Source organism: Bacteroidales bacterium (assembly GCA_014860585.1).
Classification (GTDB): domain Bacteria; phylum Bacteroidota; class Bacteroidia; order Bacteroidales; family 4484-276; genus RZYY01.
The window spans coordinates 1-17,712 of record JACZJL010000081.1; the positions used below are offsets into that span (position 1 = coordinate 1).

At 42.9% G+C, this 17,712-nt stretch carries 20 protein-coding genes; 5 read left to right on the plus strand and 15 right to left on the minus strand.

The window, feature by feature from the left end; translation table 11 throughout:
- From IH598_08150 to IH598_08195, 10 genes are all read right to left on the minus strand, one after another.
- Window positions 1-174, minus strand: a 174-nt coding sequence (locus IH598_08150; GenBank protein ID MBE0638476.1) for a type II toxin-antitoxin system RelB/DinJ family antitoxin, incomplete at its 3' end; no start/stop codon positions are given.
- A 122-nt stretch (window positions 175-296) separates the two neighbouring features.
- The gene (locus tag IH598_08155) at window positions 297-461 is read right to left on the minus strand and encodes a hypothetical protein (protein MBE0638477.1); all 165 of its coding nucleotides are present in this window, start codon (window positions 459-461) and stop codon (window positions 297-299) included.
- A 34-nt stretch (window positions 462-495) separates the two neighbouring features.
- A complete protein-coding gene (locus tag IH598_08160; GenBank protein MBE0638478.1) occupies window positions 496-900 on the minus strand; it encodes a type II toxin-antitoxin system VapC family toxin in 405 nt (134 codons plus the stop codon).
- Complete coding sequence (locus tag IH598_08165) at window positions 881-1,129, minus strand: hypothetical protein (GenBank protein MBE0638479.1); 249 nt, start codon at window positions 1,127-1,129, stop codon at window positions 881-883. The genes IH598_08160 and IH598_08165 overlap by 20 nt, the downstream gene beginning before the upstream one ends.
- Before the next feature lie 11 nt (window positions 1,130-1,140).
- Complete coding sequence (locus tag IH598_08170) at window positions 1,141-1,338, minus strand: type II toxin-antitoxin system HicB family antitoxin (protein MBE0638480.1); 198 nt, start codon at window positions 1,336-1,338, stop codon at window positions 1,141-1,143.
- A gap of 328 nt (window positions 1,339-1,666) precedes the next feature.
- On the minus strand, window positions 1,667-2,083 hold the full coding sequence (locus IH598_08175; protein MBE0638481.1) for a putative toxin-antitoxin system toxin component, PIN family: 417 nt from the start codon (window positions 2,081-2,083) through the stop codon (window positions 1,667-1,669).
- A 3-nt stretch (window positions 2,084-2,086) separates the two neighbouring features.
- Window positions 2,087-2,284: a hypothetical protein gene (locus tag IH598_08180; protein ID MBE0638482.1), complete on the minus strand. Its 198-nt coding sequence runs from the start codon at window positions 2,282-2,284 to the stop codon at window positions 2,087-2,089.
- A gap of 170 nt (window positions 2,285-2,454) precedes the next feature.
- Window positions 2,455-2,724: a type II toxin-antitoxin system RelE/ParE family toxin gene (locus IH598_08185; GenBank protein MBE0638483.1), complete on the minus strand. Its 270-nt coding sequence runs from the start codon at window positions 2,722-2,724 to the stop codon at window positions 2,455-2,457.
- 22 nt (window positions 2,725-2,746) lie between these two features.
- Entirely contained in the window at window positions 2,747-3,001 is a 255-nt protein-coding gene (locus IH598_08190) for a hypothetical protein (GenBank protein MBE0638484.1), read from the minus strand.
- Window positions 3,002-3,119: 118 nt separating this feature from the next.
- Complete coding sequence (locus IH598_08195) at window positions 3,120-4,166, minus strand: endonuclease/exonuclease/phosphatase family protein (protein ID MBE0638485.1); 1,047 nt, start codon at window positions 4,164-4,166, stop codon at window positions 3,120-3,122.
- 146 nt (window positions 4,167-4,312) lie between these two features.
- Between IH598_08195 and IH598_08200 the strand changes: the two genes are divergently transcribed.
- From IH598_08200 to IH598_08215, 4 genes are all read left to right on the plus strand, one after another.
- On the plus strand, window positions 4,313-6,820 hold the full coding sequence (locus tag IH598_08200; protein MBE0638486.1) for a TonB-dependent receptor plug domain-containing protein: 2,508 nt from the start codon (window positions 4,313-4,315) through the stop codon (window positions 6,818-6,820).
- 44 nt (window positions 6,821-6,864) lie between these two features.
- Window positions 6,865-8,532: a choice-of-anchor J domain-containing protein gene (locus IH598_08205; protein ID MBE0638487.1), complete on the plus strand. Its 1,668-nt coding sequence runs from the start codon at window positions 6,865-6,867 to the stop codon at window positions 8,530-8,532.
- 18 nt (window positions 8,533-8,550) lie between these two features.
- The gene (locus tag IH598_08210; protein ID MBE0638488.1) at window positions 8,551-10,452 is read left to right on the plus strand and encodes an endonuclease; all 1,902 of its coding nucleotides are present in this window, start codon (window positions 8,551-8,553) and stop codon (window positions 10,450-10,452) included.
- A gap of 79 nt (window positions 10,453-10,531) precedes the next feature.
- Entirely contained in the window at window positions 10,532-11,266 is a 735-nt protein-coding gene (locus tag IH598_08215; GenBank protein MBE0638489.1) for a polyprenol monophosphomannose synthase, read from the plus strand.
- On the opposite strand, the gene IH598_08220 is transcribed toward IH598_08215, so the two are convergent.
- Window positions 11,263-12,135 (minus strand): nucleoside phosphorylase, encoded by an 873-nt coding sequence (locus IH598_08220; protein ID MBE0638490.1) that lies wholly within the window; start codon window positions 12,133-12,135, stop codon window positions 11,263-11,265. The genes IH598_08215 and IH598_08220 overlap by 4 nt on opposite strands.
- Before the next feature lie 71 nt (window positions 12,136-12,206).
- Between IH598_08220 and IH598_08225 the strand changes: the two genes are divergently transcribed.
- Entirely contained in the window at window positions 12,207-13,451 is a 1,245-nt protein-coding gene (locus IH598_08225) for a competence/damage-inducible protein A (GenBank protein MBE0638491.1), read from the plus strand.
- Window positions 13,452-13,715: 264 nt separating this feature from the next.
- On the opposite strand, the gene IH598_08230 is transcribed toward IH598_08225, so the two are convergent.
- From IH598_08230 to IH598_08245, 4 genes are all read right to left on the minus strand, one after another.
- Window positions 13,716-15,650: a PD40 domain-containing protein gene (locus IH598_08230; GenBank protein ID MBE0638492.1), complete on the minus strand. Its 1,935-nt coding sequence runs from the start codon at window positions 15,648-15,650 to the stop codon at window positions 13,716-13,718.
- Window positions 15,651-15,845: 195 nt separating this feature from the next.
- Entirely contained in the window at window positions 15,846-16,427 is a 582-nt protein-coding gene (locus IH598_08235) for a 7-carboxy-7-deazaguanine synthase QueE (GenBank protein ID MBE0638493.1), read from the minus strand.
- Window positions 16,428-16,595: 168 nt separating this feature from the next.
- Window positions 16,596-17,489: a bifunctional 5,10-methylenetetrahydrofolate dehydrogenase/5,10-methenyltetrahydrofolate cyclohydrolase gene (locus IH598_08240; protein MBE0638494.1), complete on the minus strand. Its 894-nt coding sequence runs from the start codon at window positions 17,487-17,489 to the stop codon at window positions 16,596-16,598.
- A gap of 78 nt (window positions 17,490-17,567) precedes the next feature.
- Window positions 17,568-17,712 (minus strand): signal recognition particle protein (locus tag IH598_08245; GenBank protein MBE0638495.1); only part of this gene is annotated, 145 nt, incomplete at its 5' end.

A 17,712-nucleotide genomic window follows, 5' to 3' on the forward strand; every position in this document is an offset into this window, starting at 1 on the left:
GGTTGTTGCGTTAGGAATTTTCACCTGAAAAGGAATTCCTTTGTTCTGACGAATCTGCCGGTAGAACAGGTCAATTGCATCCGAAGCGGTCAACCCCAGTCGTTGCAGGATTTCTTCCACTTCATGCTTTAATTTGGGTTCGATGTTTACCTCTATTATTTCTGTTTTCGACATTGTGTCTGGTCTTTAAAGTGATTGTACAAATTTAATTTTTTTGAATAAGCTAACGCTCTTTGCTTTTTTATTTCAGTGTTGTAAGTCACAAAACCGTTTCTTTTAAAAACATCTTTAATCGGTTAAACATTCACCGTCTTTTGTTTTTTCATTTTTGGATGCAATGCTTTCCTTTTCTCTAAGTATTCCATCATTTCATCAAATGATAAGTCTTTCAATTCATCGCTGATTTTATCACGAATTTCCCTCAATTCGTCAATCATTGTTTTTTCCGGTTTAGTTTTCATGCTAATATTTCTCTTGGTGTTCGTATTTCCAGAATTATAGAGTCCAGTTCTCTATTTTCAGGTTTAATATTCTGCCAACGTGTTTTTCGTTATTGGTTACGAGTACCATTTCATTTTCGATTGCAACACCGGCGATCAGTATATCAATATCATCAATAGGATTTCCCGTTTGCCGAAGTGGTGCATATAATTCTGCTGAAATTTTTGAAGATTTTTTCGTCAAGGGAATTATTTTGTTCTCATCAACAAACTGTTCAAAAACCTGCAATTGGCGAAAAGCCTTTTTTGCAAGCAGCCCACTTGTGATTTCGTAATAGGTAATAATACAAATCTCGATGGAATCGAAAATACCAAGATAAGATTCAAAGTGCCCTATTACTTTTGGATTGCCCTTAAAATAATAGGATAAAATGTCGGTATCAATCAAGGCTCGTTTCATCGCTTCTTCTTTTGTTTTCTTGTCTTCGGGTGATTAATTCCCCGGTAAATGCCCTAAAAATAGCATCATCCATGTCTTTCCAAGCACCGGCATAAGAAAGGATTCTGTCCTTCTTAGTCTTCTCCAACTCTAACTTTTTCAATATCTTGTCAAGTTCCATAAGTTGCTCCTCTGGCATGCGTTCGATTCTTCTGAGTATCTGCTTTCTGATTTTTGTTTCTGTGGTCATTTTACTTTTGATTAGTTTTTGATGTTCTTTAGCAATTCATCCTGAAAAGCTTTCCATGGATCGGTTTCCATTAATATCAGCAGTGCATCCAACAAATTCTCCTTCAACTCAGCAATGGTTTTCCCCTGCGACAATACAGCCGGAATTTCCTCCAACTGTCCGACGTACCAGCCATCGTTTGATTTTTCGATAATCGCTGTGAGTTTCATGTTATGGATTTTATTTTTTTTTTGATGTTCAAAAATACAGTTTTTTTAATCGCTAATGATTCGGGATGAGCTTAATTTTCAAATGAAACCGTTTTTCAAAGTTCTCCTGGTGAGTAATTCTCCCGTAAACTCCCTGAAAACAGCATCATCAAGTTCATTCCATACGCCGGCGTATGACGGGATTTTATCCTTTTTTTTATTCAGGTATCGGGATTTTAAAGTAACGATCAACCTTTGGAGGATCTTTTTCGGGGGGCTCAATCTTTTTAGTGAATTGCGCGGTAATGCCCGGATTCTGTTGCTTTTCAATCATTTTAGCATCTGTTCGCTAAAAGTTGGAGTCAAGGAATGTAGAAAAATCAACAATAAGCGTATTTTTATACTTCTTTATCGCGAGCAAATCCTTATCGCCGGTTACCAGATAATCTGCATTGGTGTCAATTGCGAAAGCCAAAAGGAAATCATCATTGGGATCGCGGGAGAGCTTCACTTTTGACTTAATTTTTCTTTTCGTGGCAAATGTCTCAATCAGATCAATGGTATCGGCGCTTCTTGCCGGCGGTACAAACTTTGCAAGTTCTTCACGTTGAATAACAGTTAAGTACTCTGTAATAATCTCTTCACAAATTAAAATATCAAATCTGCCGGACAGTAGCACATCCTTTAACACATCAAGACGTTTTCCTATTGAAAAACTAATCCAGATGTTGGTATCAAATATAATTCTGATTTTTTGTGAAAACATAAATCAGGCTGTGCTTTTGATCATTCCCATGATGTCATCATCATCAAGAGGTACATCTTTAGGGGCATTTTTAATGTAACGCTCTATTTTCTCTTCGGGCGTTTCAAGGTTCACGAAATCAAATAATCGGAGCATTTGCCTGAAAGCCTTAGCCTTCGATTTCCTGACCCTGATTGTGATGGTTTCTTCACTTTCTTTCATTGTTTACAGGTTTTATGGTGCAAAGATAATGACAAATCTCAATTACCGGATAGATAGTTTTTGGTGATATTCGGATTTAAAAATGCTAAAATTGTCTTAAAAGTCTGGATTTAACCCGGTCCGTTGAAAGTCAAATTTGAAAGGTTTTCGTGCTGGCACTGTTTACTATTTTAATGACGGCGGAATTTGAATCTTGGGTTTCGTTTTGTGTCGAACACATGTAATTCGATAATTTTTTGCTCCTCTTCGATGTATTCATAATCGATGACGTAAGGAAATTTATCAACCACAAACTCTCTGAAGGATTTAGCTTTTAAGGGAAGTCTTTCAGGGGAAAGTTCAATCAGATGAAAAGCCTTATCAATAATACTGATGAATCGATCACCTAATCCTTCTCTTCGTTCTTCATACCATAGAAATGATGCATCAAGTTCCTTTATGGCACTTGATTAAAGTAAGATTTTAAATCCCATTTCCTGCTCCTTTGTGATGATTCAGAATTTCGATTTTTGCATCTTCCCAAAGCTGACCTTTGTCGTTACCGCTTTTTATTTGTTTAGAACGATGGTCAAGTTTGGCGAGTAGTTCTTTATCATTCCACCATTCATAAGGCTCAATCATATCATTTTCGATGATGGTGTAAATAGCCCTTACTTTTCTGTCATCGGCAACTCTGATGTAATCATAGAGTTTTTTTCTAATTGATGCAGTGTTCATAATATGAATTTTTTTGTAAAGGTAATGTAAATCTGGTATTGACAAATAAGCAACCTGCTCTGATCAATTGAAGTGTAGCATGTTGAGATGAAAGCAAAAATTTTGAAATAGAGACCAGCTACTTCTCCTCCCTAAGCAAAAACAGGTACACGGGGAAGTGGTCGCTGTAGCCGCCGAGGTAGCTGCCGCCGGCGAAGGAGCGCCAGGGGTAGCCTTTGAAAGCGCCTTCTTTTTGCACCATCCAGGGTTTGTTGAAAACGCCGGCACGGTAAAATTTGTAGGTGCTTTTGTCGCCACCGACCAGTGCCGGAGTCATGATCATCTGGTCGAAGAGGTTCCATGAGTCGCGGTAGGCCAGGCTCCCTATTCCCTGGCGGTAGAGTCTTTCCATGGGGTTGAACATCATTCCATCGCTGATCTTCTCCGGGTTATCAGTTGAGTTGAGTACTTTTTTTACCGATTTATCTATCGGATCATCGTTCAGGTCGCCCATCACAATTACCTTGGCGTTGGGGTCAATGGCCAGGAGAGAGTCCACTATGGATTTCGTGAGTTCGGCAGCGGCAATCCGCATGGGTTCGCTGCGCTTTTGTCCTCCCCTGCGCGATGGCCAGTGGTTGACGATGAAGTGCATCATTTCGCCGTCGAATAAACCGGAAACAACCAGTTGATCGCGCGTCAGGAACTCATCATTTCCTTCAATCCTCAATCGTCTGGATTGGGAATTGGTTTCGGTAAAATATTTCGGACTGTAGAACAGTGCGCAATCCACGCCTCGCAGATCCGGCCCGTCGTAATGCACCACCTGGTAATTCCGGCTGCTAATGGCGGGTTGTGCAGCCAGGTCAATCAGCACACTGCGGTTCTCAATTTCGCTAACTCCTAAAATTGCAGGGCCATCGGGCGTCATTTCAGTGCCGATTTTGGAAATCACTTCTGAAAGCTTTTCAAGTTTCTCGTAATATTTCTTTGAGTTCCAGTTGTTGATACCCTGTGGAGTAAATTCAATGTCATTCACCTCTGGCTGCTTGATCGTATCAAACAGGTTTTCGATGTTGTAGAAGGCGATGCAGCCAACTCTGTACCTGGCTTCATCCTGGGCTTTTAAAGTCAGGCTGGTAAGGAAAAGAACGACCATTACTGATAAACGAAATGAAATTTTCATGCGCCTGTTGTTAAGTTTAAATTTTGCGACAAATTTAAAACAAAAGCAATTAAACAGACACGGCAATTCAAATTATACCTAAATTTGCCGGCTTATTTCATTCAAACACTGATATTATCAACAATCAAGTATCCAACTATTTTCTGATGAAAAAAATCATTTTTACCATTTCCGCTCTGTTGTTGATCGTGCAAGTATTTTCCCAAACTGATACGACATTTGTTGCCAAGGAAGATCCAACGGTAATACCGGTTATTACGATTACTGAATCTGACCTGGATTCGGACGATCAATCGCAAAACATCTCAGGACTGCTGCAATCGTCGAGGGATATTTTTGTGTCCACCGCAGGTTTTACTTTTGGACAGACACGATTCAGGATCAGGGGCTACGATTCTGAAAACACTACCGTGCTGATGAGCGGCGTACCGCTGAATGACATGGAAACAGGAAGGGCTTACTGGTCGGCCTGGGGAGGGCTGAATGACGTGACCCGCTGGCAGGAAATCGATTTTGGGATTTCTGCTTCTCCGTATTCATTTGGTGGAGTGAGTGGCGCCACTAATATCGAAGCGCGTGCTTCAAAGCTGCGTCCCGGAACCCGCTTAACTTATTCATCCACCAACCGTGCTTACCGCAACCGCCTGATGGCGACCTACAATTCAGGAATGCTCGACAATGGCTGGGCTTTTTCAGTTTCCGGCTCAAGAAGATGGGCTGAAGAGGGTTATGTTGAAGGAACTTTTTACGATGCCTGGAGCTATTTTGTCTCGGTGGAAAAGAAACTGAACAGTAAACACAGCCTCGGGTTTATCGCTTTTGCTGCTCCCTCGCAGGCCGGAAGAGCGGGCGTGGTAACCCAGGAGGCCTATGACCTCGCCGGATCGAATTATTACAATCCCAATTGGGGATACCAGAATGGCGAAAAACGCAACTCAAGGGTAGGAACATACAACCAGCCCCGGTTACTCCTTACGCATTATTGGGAACCAGACAAATCAACAAAATTGACCACTTCGGCAGCCTATTTTTTTGGAAGATACGGAACTACCGCTTTAGAATGGTATGATGCTGCCGACCCGAGGCCGGATTATTACAGAAACCTGCCCAGTTATTACAAAGACAACCCAGCACAGTTTGAATATTACACCAACCAATGGCAAAACAATGAATCATTCCGGCAACTGGATTGGGACTTCTTTTACTTTGCAAACAGCAAAAACCTCTTCACCATTAACAATGCTTATGGAATAGAGGGTAACAGCGTGACAGGCAACTTCTCCAAATACATTATCGAAGACCGTCGCAACGATCATAATCAGTTTCAGTTTAACACCAACCTCTGGAAAGAGATCAATCCGCACTTTAACCTGAATTCCGGACTCAACGTTTCACTTTATAAAGGAAGGACCTACAAAGTAGCTGAAGATTTGCTCGGTGGAGACTTTTACATCAACATTGATAAATTTGCCGAACAGGATGTATTTGATCCCCTCCAGTCGCAAAACGACCTCAGAACTCCTAACAAACCTGTTTACGAAGGTGATGTTTTTGGATATGACTATGATGCCAATGTCAATAGCGTTGACGCATTTGTTCAGGCCAATTTCACCTACCCCAAATTCGATTATTTTGTAGCGCTCAATTTGTCAGCTACCGAATTCTGGCGTACCGGTCATATGCAGAACGGGAAATTTCCAAACGAGTCGCTTGGTGATTCAGAGAAACAGAGTTTCACCAATTATGGTGTGAAAGGTGGGGTAACCTATAAAATTACCGGTCGCCATTATGTGATCGTCAATGGAATGTACCTTACTCGTGCGCCTTATTTCAGGGATTCCTACATTTCGCCGCGTACACGAGACCATGTGGTGAGCAACCTCGACAGCGAAAAAGTGTTGTCGGGAGATATCAGTTATGTGTTGCGTGCTCCGAACATCCAGGCAAGAGCAACCCTTTATTACACCGAATTCAACGACCAGGTCTACTCCCGCAGTTTTTACCATGAAACCCTGCGCAGTTTTGTCAATTACCAGATGACCGGAGTAGATACACGCAGCAGCGGCGCCGAGCTGGGTGTAGATTACAAATTGACTTCCACCATCAACCTGACTGCAGTAGCCGGTTTGGGACAATTGATCTATAACTCCCGTCCATTGGCCACCATCTCACAGGACAACAATTCTGATATCCTTGCTGAAAACAGGAAAATTTACCTCAAGAACTATTACGTTGGCGGAAGCCCGCAGACTGCCCTTTCGGGTGGAATTAAGTACAACTCTCCAAAATACTGGTGGATTGGCGCCAACATTAACTATTTCGACGATATTTACCTCGAACCCAATCCCGACCGCCGCTCTGAAGGCGCTGCCGGATTGTATAATGAAGATGACATCAGGTTTAATGAACTTCTTTACCAGGAAAAACTGTCATCGGCTTATACAGTGGATATTTTCGGAGGCAAATCATGGCGGATAAAACAATATTATATCGCCCTCAACCTGAGTGTTAACAATGTGCTGAACGAAACCAACTTCGCTTTTGGTGGTTTCGAACAGTTCAGGTACGACCCGAATGACCTTGAAAAATTCCCCCCCAAATATTTTTATCTTTATGGAATTCAATATTATGCCAACCTTAGCTTTAGATTTTAACTTTAAAAAGAACTTTCCAAACAACATTTAATCTATTCACAGTCATGCTAAAAAAATTAGTTTTCCCCTCACTTTTACTGATCACCGTGTTCACAATGATTTTTGCTTCATGTGTAAAACAGGATTTTGACGAACCACCATCAAAAGAAATTCCGGTTGGCGAAGTTGTATCCATTGCTGACCTAAAGGCCATGTATAACGGGCAATTCCTCAAGTTTGACACAGCCATGTCAACCTATGGGGTGGTGGTTGGCGACGAGACTTCAGGAAATATTTACAAAAACTCATACATCCAGGACGCAACCGGCGCCATCAACCTGCGGCTGAAAAATCCCGGAGGGCTGTATGTTGGCGACTCTGTAAGGGTTTACCTTAACGGGCTGATTCTCGGAAATTACAGTGGCGTGATGCAACTCGACTCGGTGGACGTTGACCTTAATATCGTGAAAATTAAAACCGGTGTTTTGATTGAACCAACACTTGTTACCATTCCCCAGCTTGCCGGCGGCGCCTACAATTCGATGCTGATTAAACTTGAGGGTGTTGAGTTTTCGGCTTCAGACACCAGCAAAACCTGGTCGGATGCTGTAGGATTAACAACGGTAAATCGTACGCTAAAAGATTGTAACAACAGCACCGTGATTGTCAGAACAAGTGGTTATGCCAATTTTGCCGGGGTTAGCTTACCTGACGGAAACGGTGTGTTTATTGGCATTGCCAGCCAGTTTAACAATGATATTCAACTTTATGTGCGCGACCTGAACGAGATTGACCTCACAGGAGAACGTTGTGGTGGCGGCGGCGGTGGAACCGGAACAGGTTCTGGAACGCAGGCCGATCCATATAACGTGGTTTCAGGAATTGAAAAACAAAACGCAACGCCTTATGTGGTAGGTTGGGTTAAAGGCTACATCGTCGGCGCCGTAAAATCCGGCATTACTTCAATTGTTTCAAATGATGATATTGATTATGCAGCTCCATTTACATTAGCTACCAACGTGTTGATTGCCGATTCACCGACTGAAAACAATTACCTGAACTGCGTTATTGTGAACCTGCCTGCCGGATCGCCCTTGCGATCTGAAGTAAATCTCCTGGACAATCCTGATAATCTTGGAAAGTTGCTGAGTGTGAACGGAACCTTACGTACTTATTTTGGAGCAGCCGGCCTGAGAGATAGTTCCGGTGAAAATGCCGATTTTGAGCTGGAAGGCGGCGGCGGTGGAGGAGGGACCTCCATTTTCGAAGAGGAATTTGATTCCAACCTTGGTACATTTACCGCGTACAGTGTAACAGGTACACAAGTCTGGGGCTGGGGTAACTTTGATGGGGGTTGTGTTGTGATGTCTGGTTACCAGGGATCAAGTTTTGCTAACGAAGACTGGCTGATTTCACCTGCGATTTCGCTGGAAGGACATACCGGGGTCACCCTGAATTTCCGTGAAGCCATCAACTATATCACGAACATCAACGATTTGAAAGTGCTGATTTCTACCGACTATGACGGCACCAGTGATCCTTCAACCAACGGAACATGGACCGAACTTACCGGATTTAACCGTGCTCCCGGAAATAACTGGACCTTCGTAAACAGCGGCGATGTAAGTCTGGCTGCATACGAAAACCAAACCATCCGCATCGCTTTCAAATTCATAAGTACCGAAAGTGGTTCCTCAACCTGGGAAATCAGTAAAGTTGAGGTAAAAAAGTAGGCTGTTAAATCTATTTTAATGAATAGAAATTCTTTCTTCACCTTTCTTTTTGCTGTGCTGCCTTTTTGTGCATTCCTTCAGCCCGTTGGCTATTACAACGGTACTGAGGGGTTGCAGGGCAATGATCTGAAAATGAAATTGCACGAAATCATCGATGGGCATAACAGCTTATCCTATTTTTTTTCAAAATATGTGATCTACTATGCAGATGCTGATCCGGCTTTTCCCGGAAATGTCATCTTGATTTACACAGGCAGATCTCAAAATGGGATGGATTACGGATCAGGTGGCAACAAGATCAACCGCGAACATGTTTGGGCTAAGTCGCACGGACAGTTTGAAGGTATTCTGCCCATGGATTCAGATGTGCACAACCTGAAACCCGCCGATGCTTCGGTGAACACCGCCCGCAGCAACCTCGACTTCGACTGGAGCCTTTACTATCATTCAGAAGCCACGGAATGTAAGTTTACCCCCGGAGTTTCCTGGGAACCGCGCAACGCAGTCAAAGGCGATGTGGCCAGGACGATCTTTTATATGGACACCCGCTACGAATACACCAATGGCGAGGCAAATCTTACTGTTGTTGACAAACTGGATACTTATCCTTATCCGGAACATGGTAAACTGTCGGCTTTGCTCGAATGGAATCCTCTGGATCCACCCGATCAGTTTGAATATAACAGGAACAATGTGATTTACAGATTTCAAAAAAACAGAAATCCTTTTATTGACAATCCTGCTTTTGTCGAATTGATTTGGGGGCAGGGAAGTCTGCCGTATTTTTCAATTGGCGGTATCGGGGTTTCGGATGATCAGCCCCAAAGCACCCAAAAGGTTACCGTTTCGGCAAGTATTGAGCCTAAACCTGAAGCTGGTGATGTAAAGCTTTACTGGGGAGATGCTTTTAACAACCTGCAGGATCACATTACAATGAATTTTAGTAATGGAAAATGGCTGGGTGAAATTCCTGCTTTCCCTGAAGAAAAGGTAATTTACTTCGCAGTAAGAGCAATTGAAGGAAACAGCAATATTTCATGGTCGCCCACTTATTCTTACCGCGTAGCCTCTTCATACAATGGAGACATCATCTCCATTCCCGAAATTCAGGGAACCGGAAGCAATACACCTTACGAAAATCAAATCGTTACAACTACGGGTATTGTAACTGCTTTTTTCCCCAACGGCTATTACATCCAGGCAGGAAATGGACCAAGAACGGGTTTGTTCATTTATGATCCCAACAGGTTCCCTGCCATTGGCGACAGCATCGTTATCACAGGATTAGCCAAAGAATACTATGGCCTCACGGAAATGACCAATCCCACGATGTACAAACTGATTAAAACTGATCTGCCTGGACCCGATCCCGAGGTACTCACCGCTTCTGATTTAGGGGAAGATTGGGAAAGTGTCCTGGTGAGGATTGCCGATGCCACATGCACCTATGCCCAGCACTGGAACAATTCTGGTATGTGGCGGGTGAATGATGGGACAGGCCAGGTAAATGTTCATAACAACGATGTTTTTGAAATCGATCCTGTGTTGAACAAAGATTACACGATTACAGGACCTCTCAGTTACGATTACTCTGAATGGAAAATCGAACTCAGGTCGTTGAAAGACATATCTGATCCAACGTTTATTGGTGAAAAGGAAAACTTGCTACATCTTATTGTTTTCCCCAACCCGACTGCAGGTGAACTATTTATTCAACTTCCCGTCACTGGTAGCCTTAACCGTGAAATAAGGATTTTCGATTTAATGGGGATCGAAAAGTCAGCATTCAGCGTTGACTCATTTGCTGAAACATTCAGCATTGACTTAAGGCAGCAAAGGTTGATGGATGGGATTTACTTTGTTGTCTATTCTGATGATACTGCCAGGAATTCGGAGCGGATAATTTTACTTTCAGATTGAGATTAGACATCCAATACTGCAAGTGAAATCACGTTAATTATTATTAATCCAAAAAAAGTTGCCTGACAAAACAACTGAGATGCCGGATAAATTAGTCATCATACCAACCTATAATGAGAAGGAAAACATCGAAAATATTCTTCGGTACGTTTTTTCCCTCAAAGGCGATTTCCATGTGCTTGTTGTCGAAGACAATTCTCCTGATGGTACAGCAACCATCGTCAAAAACCTCCTGAACGAATTTCCAGAACGGCTTTTTATTGAAGAAAGGAAAGGGAAACTGGGATTGGGAACGGCTTATATTCATGGATTTCGTTGGGCGCTGGCGAGAGGTTACGAGTATATTTTTGAAATGGATGCCGACTTTTCGCACAATCCGGCTGACCTGATCAGGCTTTACGAAACCTGTAAAAATGGTGCAGACGTTGCCATTGGATCCCGTTATGTGGGCAATGTAATCCGGGTGGTCAACTGGCCGATGGGGAGAGTGATGATGTCCTATTATGCTTCCAAATACGTCAGGATTGTCACAGGGTTGAGGATTGCCGATTCAACAGCCGGTTTTATTTGCTATCGCCGCAAGGTCCTTGAAACCATTTGGTTTGACAAAATCAAATTTATCGGGTATGCTTTTCAGATTGAGATGAAACTCACTGCAGCGCGTCTTGGTTTTAATGTCGTTGAAGTTCCGATTGTTTTCACTGACCGTACTGTTGGAACCTCAAAAATGAGTGCCGGGATTTTTAAAGAGGCGGTGCTGGGGGTAATTAAATTAAGATATAAAAAGATATTACCCGATCCTTCTAAAAACTAGCTGGCAGTCAATCGCTCCAACACTATTTGTATCAACCTGTCGATGACAGCATGGTAGTCTTTTGAATATTCACCGGTAGCCCGGTTGGCAATCACCGCGCACATAGTCAGCGTATTGTGGCTGAGTAATTTGCCCAGGCCATAAAGTGCCGAAGTTTCCATTTCGAAATTTAATACCCTTTTTCCTTCAAAACTGAACTTTTGAATGCGTTCCATTAATTCGGGATGGTTGAGCGGAATGCGGATTACCCTGCCCTGTGGGCCGTAAAAGCCTGGGGCTGTTCCGGTAATCCCCTGTAAAAGGCCGTAACCCATTTTATGAATTAATTGATCTGAACCTGCAACAATATAGGGAAATGGAAGATCGTCATGCCAGTCTGTTTGATGAATAAATGCGTTAGTCAGCTCCGTTTCAATAACATGGCTGCTGTGGTAAAACTTCAACAACCCGTCCATGCCTATGCCGTGCGTAGATACGGCAATGGTGTTAACGGGAATTTCAGGTTGAATGGCGCCGGATGTTCCCAGCCTAACAATATTAAGGCTTCTGAGTTTTTCTCTTGCAATGCGCGTTTTAAAATCAATGTTGACCAGCGCATCCAATTCGTTCATCACGATATCAATATTGTCCGTTCCCATACCGGTAGAAAGCACTGAAATCCGCTTATTGTTGAAGGTTCCGGTGTGAGCAACAATCTCGCGGTTCTGGCTTTGATGCTCAATTTTATCGAAATAGCGTGAGATTTTTAAAACCCTTCCCGGATCTCCGACCAGGATTACATTGTCAGCCAGGTTGTCAGGCTTCAGGTTCAGGTGGTAAATATTTCCTTCAGCATTTATAATCAACTCCGACTCTTTAATTCTTTCCATTATCACGAGTTATTAATTCTAATTTTGCAGAAAAAGTTGCAAAGGTAACATTTTGAACAAACGATATTTAAATGAAAGCAGAGATAATCACAATTGGAGACGAATTACTGATTGGCCAGGTGGTAGATACCAACTCGGCATGGCTGGGCGAGCAGCTTAATCTTACCGGAGTTAGGGTAAATCAGATCACCATCATTTCTGATGATCGCGGGCAAATTCTGACCACACTTGCCGAAGCTTCACGACGGGCCGATGTAATCCTGATCACAGGCGGTCTTGGCCCAACAAAAGACGATGTGACCAAGCAGGTTTTATGTGAGTTTTTCGATACCTATCTTGTATTTGACCAGGAAGCATACGAAAATGTAGAACGGTTATTCCGACTGCGGGGCATGGCAGTTACTGAATTAAACCGCCGCCAGGCTGAGGTGCCCGCCTCATGTATTCCTCTGCCAAATCCCGAAGGGACAGCCCCGGGTATGTGGTTTGAGAAGGATGGTAAATATTTCGTTTCGATGCCAGGGGTTCCTTTTGAAATGAAAACTATGTTCACAACGCAGGTTTTGCCCAGGCTGGCAAAATATACGAGCGCCAGTTTTATTGTTCATAAAACCATTTTAACGCAAGGTGTTGGGGAATCTTTTCTTGCCAAAACGATTGAAGATTGGGAAGATCATCTGCCTGAAAATGTCAAACTGGCCTACCTTCCCCAACCGGGGATGGTCCGACTGAGACTTACTGCGATTGGTGATCTAAAAGCAAAACTTGAAGCTCAACTTGAGGAACTGGATACAAAACTTCAACAACTCATTCCTGATTTGATTTTTGGCTATGGAACAGAAACCATGGAAGAAGTTAGCGGGAAATTACTGCTATCATCAGGAAAAACACTTTCGACGGCTGAAAGTTGCACCGGTGGATACATAGCGCACCTTATTACCAGCGTTCCCGGGAGCTCTGCATATTTTAAGGGATCGGTTGTGGCTTATTCTAATGAAGTCAAAAGGAATAATCTTGGAGTTGATGGCGCTCTGCTTGAACAACATGGCGCTGTGAGTGAACAGGTGGTCAGGCAGATGGCTCAGGGAATCAGACAGAAGCTCCATACGGACTATGGTCTTGCTGTTTCAGGTATTGCCGGACCGGATGGAGGAACACCCGAAAAACCTGTAGGAACAACCTGGATTGCGCTTTCTTCTCCTGAACAAACGGTCGCAAGGAAACATCTTTTTGGTGAACATCGCGGAAGGAACATTCGCAAAGCTGCCCTTGAAGCACTCAATATGCTCAGGTTGGAGTTGAAGGCCGGAAAATGACCTTGTAAAACCTAACCTTGATAAATCAGAAACTACAAAATACAAATAAGAAATCTCTCCATAGGAGTCCTTAGGACAAATAAAACTCTCCATAGGAGTCCTTTGGACAATGTACGAAGGATCAAAAATCCAAACATAGAATAAGGATAATAATGTTTAAAAGTTTCGTATTTGAATTCTTTGAATTTAGTATTTATTTATGATTTGGAATTTGTCATTTGGAATTTCTGCCAAAAAAATGGCAACAATTTGCAAAATAAGACACTACCTCACTATTTCAATAATCTTGATTTCTGTCCTGCGATTGGCAGCCCGTCCTTCTTCAGTTTCGTTGTCTGCAATCGGGTTGCTGAAACCATAACCCCTGAATTGTAGTCGTTTACCTGCAATACCATTCTTAACCAGAAAATCAACCACCGACTTTGCCCTTTCGTTTGATAAATCAAGGTTATACTTTTCTCCGCCAATATTATCAGTATGCCCGCTGATTTCTATACTAACTGATAAGTTGTGCTCAAGAAATTCCTTTAGTTTTCTCAGTTCACCAATGGATTCAATTTTCAGGTCAGTCTTACCCGAGTCGAAAAAGATATTTTTCAGAATGGTGGTTTCTCCCGGAACTATTGGACGAAGGCTGATATCCATCAGGAATGGTTCAAAAATAGTGTTGAAGCCTGTGAGGGAAAAATTTTCAGAAAAAAACAGGTAGCCCTCCTTAGCTACATTCAGGGCATAATCATGTTTAGTGGGAATACAAAGCAAGAACTCGCCGGTTTTTTCATCTGAAAATGATCTTATCATTTCTTCCCCTGTTTGAATATGTATCAGAACGAAGTTGGCTGAAAGCGGCATCTCTGTTTTTGAATCCGAAATCACACCTTTTATATATGTCGATGGTTCAGGTCGGATCGGCTCATGCAATTCAAATTCATAAATGTCGAATCCACCCAATCCTGCAGTCAGTTTGGCTGAGATGTAAGCTTTGTTTCCGGGTGCATTGACTAAAATGTTGATCTCATCGCCGGGCGTGTTTACCGGGTAACCAAGATTTTCCGGAACAGACCAATTCCCGGTAGGATCGAGCCTTGTGACAAACAGATCAATCCCGCCCATACCCACATGCCGGTCGGAAGAGAAATATAATGTTTTGCCATCGGGGTGGATAAACGGCGCCATTTCCGAGCCAGGTGTATTAATTACTTCACCAAGGTTTTCGGGAATTGACCAACTACCATCCTCCTGCAGGCTGCTTTTCCAAATATCCGATTTCCCAAAACCACCGGTTCGTTTACTGGCAAAATACAGCGTTCTTCCATCAGAACCAAGCGAAGGTTGTGAATCCCAGGTGGAGCTGTTAACCGGACTTCCAAGATTTTGGGGTTCTGAAAATTTACCGGCCATAATTTTTGAAGCATAAATATCGCAGCTTCCATAGCCTTCAGACCATTGACAGCCGGTAAACAGTAAATATCTACCATCAGGTGTGATCGATAATGCCCCCTGGTTGTCCTTTGTATTGAGTGGTGGTGCAACGAGTTTCGAAGGTGACCATTCAACACTATCACTTTCGCGGAAAGCACGGAAGAACCTGTCGGAAGCATGGGTCTGGCTTGACTCAGGGTCCCTGCCGGTAAAATAGAGATGTAACTCATCGGAACTTACTGCATTGATAAACTCATCTGATACGGTATTGATATTTTCGCCGAGATTTTGAGGATCAAAAGGAACCGGATTTATTATTGCATTTTGGGCAAATATGCTACAAGCCAGGTAAAACTCTGCTTCACGCACCCTTAAGGCATTCTTTTTATCAACCGACAAAAAGTGATTTAGTTTTTCGACGCTTTGGTCATATTGCTGCAACCCGAAATGGAGCAGACCTGAAAAGTAAAAAACTTCGGGATATTTTTCGGGATTAATTTGAATAACTTTTTCGTATACATCAATGGCAGCCTGAGTTTCATCGAGCGACTTCAGGACATCCCCCATAAGCATGTAGGCTTCCAGAAACTGATCATCAGCTGATATAGCCTTTTTTAATGCTTGTTTTGCCACTTCAAAGTGTTGAAGTCCAAATTCTTTTCTCCCTTCTTCGTAGAATTTAACCGCACGTTTTGAGTCAGTTGATAAGGTTTGGCCATCACAATGATGGACTGGTATTATGAAATAAAGGAAAATAGCGAAAAGCAATTTTAACATAGATTTTGTCGGCTGGATCATTTTTTCCAAATTCTGGTTTAATCGGTTGATTAACGACAAAACCCTCAAAACAAATGTATCGATTAACTTTTTGGAAAATTGAAGATGATCAAAATTTGCCAACTGTATCCTTCCTGCAGCTTCTTGCCCTTTCTATTCGTCTGACCGGTTCGTCAGGGCGGGCTGCCCGCGTCATTATGGGATGTTCATGAACTTATGCGACTGAAGGGAAATTTTCCATTTTGGATGTTGCTTCACGTAATCGATGATTACAGGAGTCATGTATTTTGAACGGCTCCATTCCGGCTGGAGATAAAGTTTGCAACCGGGGCTAACCTGTGAGGCAAATTTCTCTGCCCAGGCTATATCGCTGTCGTTAAAAATGATCACCTTTAATTCATTGGCCAATTCAACGATATTTCCTATGGGAGCGGTGTTTTTCTTTGGTGAAAGACAAATCCAGTCCCATTCACCGGAAAGCGGATAGGCTCCTGATGTTTCAAGGTAGGTTTTAAAGTTATTGAGTTTAAGCTGTTGACAAAGGAAACCGAGGTTGTAAAGCAAAGGCTCGCCGCCAGTAACCACAACTGCTTTGGAGGGTTGCGCCAGTGCCTGTTGAATGATTTCGGTAGTTTTTGTCAAAGGATGCAGGTCAGGATTCCATGATTCCTTTACGTCGCACCACCGGCAGCCTACATCGCAGCCCCCAACCCTGATGAAAAAGGCTGCTTCACCGGTGTTATATCCCTCCCCCTGAAGCGTGTAGAATGCTTCCATGATGGGAAGAAGTTTTCCCTCAGCAAGCAATCTCTGTTGTTCTGGGTCTTTGATGCCTGGTGTTATCAAAATATGTAACTAAATTTTTAAAACTGTTATCCTTAAATTAGTGTCAACAAGAAAACTCCATTTGTTGAAAATCAAATTTAGGGTTTTTTATTGCTGATACTAATTATCTAACCCCTGGATGTGATTGTTCTTAAAAGCTTTAACGGTATTGATTAAAAGTGCTGCTCTCGTCATCGGGCCCACTCCGCCCGGAACCGGGGTAATAAAACTGCATTTGGGTGCAACTTCGTCAAACTTTACATCTCCAGTGAGTGTGTAGCCAGAAGTGCTCTTTTCGTCAGCTTTCCTGTGTATCCCTACATCGATGACTACTGCACCATCTTTAACCATGTCTTTAGTGACAAATTCTTCCTTTCCGATTGCAGCGATCAGAATATCTGCCTGCTGCGTGATCTCGGGAAGGTTCCTTGTGTGTGAATGACACAAGGTTACTGTACAATTCCCCGGGTAGCTTTTGCGCGAAAGCATCACGCTCAGCGGTGTGCCAACGATATTACTTCTGCCGAGCACCACGCAATGTTTCCCTTCGGTATCAATTTTATAACGTTTTAGCAATTCGATGATGCCGAATGGTGTGGCTGGCAAAAAGCTTTCCTGCCCGAGCAACATGTTTCCAAGATTGGTCGGATGAAAACCATCCACATCTTTTCTGGGGTCAATTGCAGCGATAACTTTTTCAACATTAATATGAGAAGGCAGGGGCAACTGAACGATAAACCCATGAACCTGATCGTCAAGGTTGAGGAAATCAATTGCTTTCAAAAGGTCTGATTCGGAGGTTTGTTTACCCAAACGATACACCGAAGAGGTTATACCAACCGATTTACAATCTTTTTCCTTGCTTGAAATGTATGTTTGGCTGGCGGGGTCTTCACCTATTAATATAGCTGCCAGGTGTGGTGCAACATCAAGGTTGTCAATAATTTTTGCAACCTCAATTTTGATCTCATGTTTTATGATCTCCGCGGTTGCTTTTCCGTCAATGATTTTCATTACAATAATGGGTGTTATAATAAAATTTGTTAAGCCGGTAGAGACGCACGGCCGTGCGTCTCTACCGGCCGTGCGTCTCTATCGCGCCCCTTTCATTTGTTGCATCATCTTCATCATTCCTTTGCCACCGTTGGTGGTCATCATGCGCATCATCCTGCGTGTATCGTCAAATTGTTTGATCAGCCGGTTGACTTCCTGGATGTCTGTTCCACTTCCGGAAGCA